The organism is Leucothrix pacifica (assembly GCF_003172875.1).
Lineage (GTDB): Bacteria > Pseudomonadota > Gammaproteobacteria > Thiotrichales > Thiotrichaceae > Leucothrix > Leucothrix pacifica.
On the sequence record NZ_QGKM01000109.1, the window covers coordinates 1 to 6,663 of the forward strand.

4 protein-coding genes and 1 pseudogene are annotated in these 6,663 nt (G+C 42.8%); 1 reads left to right on the forward strand and 4 read right to left on the reverse strand.

Going from position 1 to position 6,663, the window contains the following annotated elements; genetic code table 11:
• Positions 1-27: 27 nt before the first annotated feature.
• Positions 28-543: pseudogene (locus DKW60_RS22250) on the forward strand (transglutaminase domain-containing protein); the annotation flags it as partial.
• Positions 544-1,052: 509 nt separating this feature from the next.
• Here the strand turns inward: DKW60_RS22250 and DKW60_RS22255 are convergent.
• The 4 genes from DKW60_RS22255 to DKW60_RS22270 form a co-directional block, all read right to left on the reverse strand.
• The gene (locus DKW60_RS22255) at positions 1,053-3,590 is read right to left on the reverse strand and encodes a heavy metal translocating P-type ATPase (RefSeq protein ID WP_109839857.1); all 2,538 of its coding nucleotides are present in this window, start codon (positions 3,588-3,590) and stop codon (positions 1,053-1,055) included.
• 38 nt (positions 3,591-3,628) lie between these two features.
• Positions 3,629-5,134, reverse strand: a complete 1,506-nt coding sequence (locus DKW60_RS22260; protein WP_109839858.1) for a multicopper oxidase family protein — start codon at positions 5,132-5,134, stop codon at positions 3,629-3,631.
• A gap of 71 nt (positions 5,135-5,205) precedes the next feature.
• The gene (locus DKW60_RS22265) at positions 5,206-5,640 is read right to left on the reverse strand and encodes a c-type cytochrome (protein ID WP_245929766.1); all 435 of its coding nucleotides are present in this window, start codon (positions 5,638-5,640) and stop codon (positions 5,206-5,208) included.
• 60 nt (positions 5,641-5,700) lie between these two features.
• Entirely contained in the window at positions 5,701-6,606 is a 906-nt protein-coding gene (locus DKW60_RS22270; RefSeq protein WP_109839860.1) for a heavy metal sensor histidine kinase, read from the reverse strand.
• Positions 6,607-6,663: the final 57 nt, after the last annotated feature.

A 6,663-nucleotide genomic window follows, 5' to 3' on the forward strand; every position in this document is an offset into this window, starting at 1 on the left:
TAACTTTTAGGTAGGTACTTACTAAAAGACGGTTATGGTCAATGCAATACAAAGGGCTCCTTACTTATGGCTTTGCTGAGGGGGGTTGGTATTCCTTGCCGGTTTCACGGATTTACTATAGACAAAAAATTACAAAAAGGCGCGATTACAGGTCTTCCTTATTTACTTGCACCCAACAATATTATTCATAGTTGGGTGGAAGTTTATTATCAAGATAAGTGGTTAAACTTAGAAGGTTTTATTTTAGATAAAAAATACTTAAATAATCTTCAACGTAAATTCCCTGATGTTACAAACTCGTTTTGTGGGTATGGTGTTGCTACTTCAGATTTTAGAAATCCACAAATTGACTGGAATGGTAACGATACCTATATTCAAAAAGACGGAATAAATAATGATTTTGGTGTGTTTGAAGATCCAGATTCTTTCTACAAGGAGGAAGGTTCTAATTTAAATGGCTTAAAATCGATTATTTATAAGCATGTGGTAAGAAAGCTCATGAATTCAAATGTATCGAGAATCAGACTCGCAAAAATCACATAACAAGTATCTCAACATAACACCGACTATGCGAAGCTTATATGTTTTTTGCTCCGCACTTGATGGCCTTCGGGTCGCATGCTGGTAGCCTTACCCGTTACTGCCATGTTCTTTATGATTCATAGTTTTCATTTGCATAACTCTGGGTACATCCCAACAAAGGTACCAAAAGTCCCACAGACCAATAGATAGAGCTTCACGAAAATTTACGGGTCTTAGACAGTAACAAAACCCACTGTAAGCAGCTGGTATGTTGCTCTTGATTATCTTACTGGCTTCATTTACTCATCAAATGCTGCTTTAAGTGGTGTGGCTAGTCTAGCTGATTGGAGTAAACAAAATGCCCGTTTTCTTTACTCCCGAATTCAGAACTCAAAATTGCTCCAATTTCGGGAGGTGACAAAACACCTTGAAGCCTGCTGCAACAACGGTTTTGCTAAATCCCTATAGTACTTTTGGTACCTTTGTTGGGATGTACCCACTCTCTTGTTGGATACTCCTATGTTTCCTAACTAATCTTGCTTCAAGTTAATACGGTTAAGTCGCAATGCATTGGCGATAACGGATACCGAGCTTAAGCTCATCGCAAGCGCTGCAATCATTGGGGACAGCAATAAGCCGAAAAATGGATAGAGCAAGCCAGCCGCAATTGGCACACCCAACGCATTATAGATGAAGGCAAAGAACAGGTTTTGCTTGATATTCCTCATAACGCTGGTTCCCAGATTTTGGGCTTTGACGATGCCGAGCAAATCTCCTTTAACCAAGGTTACCCCGCTACTTTCAATGGCAACGTCAGTGCCAGTTCCCATAGCGATGCCAATATTGGCTTGGGCTAATGCCGGTGCATCATTAATACCATCACCGGCCATTGCGACTACCTTGCCTTGACTCTGTAACTCCTTAATGAAGTTGAGTTTATCTTCAGGCAAGCATTCCGCTTTAAAGTGTGCCAGACTTAAAATGTCTGCCACACTTTTGGCGGTTCGCTGGTTATCCCCGGTCAGCATAATCACCTCAATACCCTTCTGTTGTAAGGCTTTAATGGCTTGCTTGCTCGTTTCTTTGATAGCATCGGTAATGGTAACGAAACCTTGTACTTCGTTTGCCACTGAAATATAAGAAACAGTTTTGCCCTGCTCCTGCTCGGCAATGACCTGTTGCTCGAGCGCTTTGCTGAGGGTTGCATTGACCTGTTCCATCAATTTCTTATTGCCAATCGCTACTCTCTTGCCATCCACTGTACCAATAGCCCCTTTTCCCGTCACTGCTTCAAAGTCCATTGATGCCTGGGGTTTAATCTCTTTTTGTGCCGCAAATTTAACAATTGCCTCAGCCAAAGGGTGTTCACTGTATTGATTTAGCGACGCAATATAGCCCAATAGCGTTGCATCAAACTCTCCTGTCGTATTCACCACTTTTTCAACTGACGGCTTGCCTTCAGTAATGGTGCCGGTTTTATCAGTGATCAGCACATCGACTTTGCTTAAACTTTCCAAGGCTTCAGCATTTTTGATCAGCACCCCATTTTGAGCACCTTTTCCTACACCCACCATCACCGACATAGGCGTGGCGAGTCCCAAAGCACAAGGACAGGCAATAATCAGCACCGCAATGGCATTCACAAACGCAAATACCAGCGAGGGAGCAGGTCCAAACACGGCCCAAACAATGAAGGTAAGCACTGAAATCAGCAATACAATAGGTACGAAGTATTTAGCAACTTTATCGGCCATTTTTTGAATCGGCGCACGAGAGCGGCTGGCATTGTTAACCATCTGAATGATTTGCGAGAGCAAAGTTTCAGAACCCACTTTTTCAGCTTGCATGACAAAGGATTTGTTGCCATTGATCGTACCAGAACTGGCCATGTCACCTACGGACTTATCAACAGGAATAGGTTCGCCAGTAATCATCGACTCATCAATATTGCTCCTACCTTCGGTTATCTTGCCGTCAACAGGGACTTTTTCACCCGGCTTTACTCGCAATAAATCTCCAAGCTGAATGGCATTAATAGAGATCACTTTGTCACCATCTTGGGTGACTAAAATCGCTTCAGTGGGTGCCAATTTTAATAACTCTTTGATAGCCCCACTAGTCTGGCTATGTGCCCTGGCTTCTAATAATTGGCCCAGTAACACTAACGTTAAAATAACCGTGGTGGCTTCAAAGTAAACAAAGACCGTATTCGATTCAGTTTTAAATTGGTCTGGAAAAATATCAGGAACGAGTAGTGCAATCACACTGAACAACCACGCCACACCGGTACCAATACCGATTAAGGTAAACATATTAAAGTTACGTGTGATTATGGACTTCCAAGCGCGCTCAAAAAACATCCAACAAGCGTAAAATACAACGGGCAGGGACAAAATCAACTGTACCCAGTTCCAGCTTTGTTGCGGGAAGAGTCTTAATAGAGGGTTGCCCGGAATCATCTCAGCCATGGCAATAATGAAAATAGGCAAGGTGAAAATTGTCGCTATTTTCATTTTACCCAGCAGCCTTTGATAGGTTTTATCTTCCTCATTCTCACTAGCCTGCATCGGCACTAAATCCATGCCACAAATTGGGCAGCCCCCCCGCTGATCTTTGATAATCTCAGGGTGCATCGGACAGGTATATTGAACCGCTTGCGGAGTCAAGTCTGGAACCTTGAGTAAATCCATACCGCACACAGGGCAGTCACCGGCATCATCATAAACGTTGTCGCCTTCGCAATACATCGGGCAATAATACTTACCCGCCGCACTTGCATCAAAGCTGTGTGTAGCGTGTACCTTTCTATTACCCCCACAACAAGCCGATTCATCATTTGCAACAGCGAAAGGCTTGCCGTGATCGTACATCTCTATCGAATATTTACCCGCACTGGTCAATGCAGACTGCATCGTCTCGGTGGCAATATGGTTGTCCATTTCTATTGCAGCATGGTCTGGTAAGGTCACCGTTGCCTGCTTAATACCGTCGATGGAATTAAGTGCTTTTTCTACTGTGGTTCGGCAACCATTACAGGTCATTCCTATTATTCTGTAGTCATGTTTCATATCTTTATAACCCGCCTAGGTGTCTGAAAATCAACTTATCATACAACAACAAATTGGCCCATCATGCCTTGGTCTTCATGTTCCAGAATATGGCAATGGTACATATAAGGTACCTTCGCATCTGAATATTCAGGAAAGGTCATAACGATGCGAACCACTTCATCACGTTGTACGAGTACGGTATCTTTTAAGCCGGACTCGATCTCTGTCGGTTTCTTTCCATTGCGATCAAGAATGTGAAACTGCACATTATGCACGTGGAATGGGTGTGCCATCGGTGAGTCATTTCGCACTTCCCATATTTCGGTGCTGTTACGCTTTACCTGAAAATCAATGCGAGACATTTCCATCGTTTTGCCATTAATGCGGAATCCCCCGCCCATCATTCCCATGCCCATTTGTAGGTCAAATTTACGGGTTGCGATTGATGCTTTAGGGTTTGGAATAGCGGCCATTGCCCGTAACGTGGCAGGTATAGCGTGAGTAGAGGGTTGTGCTTGTTTGGCATCAATCGTCATTATCGTAAATGCCTCGCTACTTCCACTCATACGGCTCATCATTCCCATCATGCCGCCGCCACCGTTAGCTTGCTGGCTTAGTAATTGAATGGTTTTCTGATCAGATACATCCACCAATATTTCTGCACGCTCACCGACCGCAAGGCGTAATGAGTTGATTGTTACAGGTGCTGTTAAAAAACCACCGTCGCTGGCAATAACCTGGAAATTTCGTTGGTCGCTAAAAGCTAATTGGTAAGTTCGTGCGTTTGAGCCGTTGTGTAACCTTAAACGTAATAACGAACGTTTGGCTTGCAACGTCGGAGTTACAACGCCATTGACTAAAATAGTATCGCCTTCCATGCCCATCATTCGATCATGCATAGAGCCAATATAGCTAAGGCTGCCATCACGGTTAAATCGACGATCCTGAATAGTGCAAGGAATGTCATCAACACCGTATTCTTGTGGTAGCCCCAGCTGTTGGCTGCTATCATCATCAATGATAAAAAGTCCAGCTAAACCATGGTAGACCTGTGCACCAGTTTGATGCATTTGATGTGAGTGGTACCACAAAGTGCTGGCTTCCTGACGAATTTTAAATTCAGAAGTCCACCGGTCTCCGTGCTTAATTTCTTGGTGTGGACCACCGTCCATATTGGCAGGCAACACCATGCCGTGCCAGTGTAAGGTTGATGGGACACCCATTTGGTTGGTGACGTTGATGCGAACGTTATCACCTCGTTTGGCTCTCAAAACTGGCCCTAGATAACTTTGGTTAATACCAAGTGTAGAGGTATTGACACCTTTGAAAAACTGAGTTTTAGCTACGCCTAGCTGTAAATTAAAACTCAGTGTGTCGCCGCTGCGTTGGCCAAAGTCCAAGGGTGGTACTTTGAAAGTGTTTATAGTACCAGCAGATGTTGAAGTGTCCGCGCTTACCGTTGCTCCTGAGAAAGGAACTATTAGGCTAGCAGCACCCAATGACTTTAAGAAACCGCGGCGACTAGATGGAGTATCTAATCGTGATTTTTTTGACTCTTTCATTCTAAATTCTCGAGTTTGTTATTTTCAGTATCTTTCTATATGAAGCCCACACAACAATATGGACATTATTCCTATTTCTTTAAATTGCCATTATCTTTCCAAATGCCATAGAGTCGATCATCCCAGTAGCTCTGAAAGTAGGCTATCGCAGCATTTTTTTCAGCGTCCGACAACTTATCTTTGAAACCTGGCATTTTTCCGCCTAGCTCTTTACCACCTTCATTAATCGTTCTTATCAAAATACTCATCGAGTGATGCCAAGCATGTGCACTACCATTCAGAGGTGGCGCAGAATAAGAACTGTCAGTCCCGTTAGGTATGCTCTCGGCATTATTGCCGTGGCAAGCAGCGCAATTATCAGCAAAAACTTGTTTGCCTAATTTCAGCTGATCGCCGGTATACCAACGACCTTTGATTGGTTGGCTGTCATCTTGTTTGCTGCATGCAGTTAAAATCGTCATGGCAATGACACCAATGGTTAAGCTAAATATAATTTGTCTTTTCATAATTACTTCCATATAGATACTGATTTTAAATCCTGTAGTACGTTACAGGTCAAGCATTTTTTATGTGATTTTTTGGAAACTTATCCAAAATTCTGTAGATCTATCAAATGATTTAGCCAAAATAGTCCCGCCATACGCTTCAATAATTGATTGTGTGATGGGCAGCCCTAACCCTGCTCCGACACTATTAGTATGAACCCTTGATTTATCTGCACGATAGAAGCGATCAAAAATAAAAGGTAGCGACTCCTTAGGAATCGTATCGCCATGATTGGTTACACCAATTGATAATTCATTATCAAGTTGTTTAATTATTACTTGAATGATTGAGTTTGGTGAGGCGTGTCGTATAGCATTTGTAAATAAATTATTCATCACTCTCTGGAACATCGATTTATCATAAAAAAGCTCACCTTGACCTTTCAGATGAATACTGACGCCTTTCTCTTCACCAGCAATATCATGGTATTCAATCAGCCGCGATATTTCCTCACTGAGGTTTAACATTTCGTTGTTCTGATAAAGCAGCGAATTTTCAGATTTTGCTAAATATAAAATATCATTTATCGTTTTATTGATGCGCTCTAACTCTTCTAAATTTGACCCCAGCGTATCCTGATATTCTGCTAACGCTCTGTCTGCAGACAACATAACTTGTGTTTGAGTCGTCATATTACTTAGAGGTGTTTTTAATTCGTGAGCAATATCAGATGAGAACTCACTAAGACGCTGAAAACCTAGGTCGAGTCGATCCAGCATTGCATTTTGCGTCTTGCTTAAGGTCTCCAACTCTACTGGCAGTTCTTGTGTCGGAATACGGATATTCAAGCGCCCTGGGCTAATCTTGGTGAGGTAATGTTCAAACTTTTTTAGTGGGCTCAGACCACGATTGACAATGAAGATGCTAGACAAACCAGAGATCATAAGCGAAACCAGCACAGACCAGAAAATAACCAGATTAACCACCCCCCTATGTCAGGATAGTTGTCGCCTCTACTTATTGAAAGATAGCGGGCGGAATTG

Bases quoted from the DNA above. Each gene is read 5' to 3' on its own strand.
- DKW60_RS22255 (WP_109839857.1), bottom strand. From the start codon at position 3,590: ATGAAACATGACTACAGAATAATAGGAATGACCTGTAATGGTTGCCGA.
- DKW60_RS22260 (WP_109839858.1), bottom strand. From the start codon at position 5,134: ATGAAAGAGTCAAAAAAATCACGATTAGATACTCCATCTAGTCGCCGC.
- DKW60_RS22265 (WP_245929766.1), bottom strand. From the start codon at position 5,640: ATGAAAAGACAAATTATATTTAGCTTAACCATTGGTGTCATTGCCATG.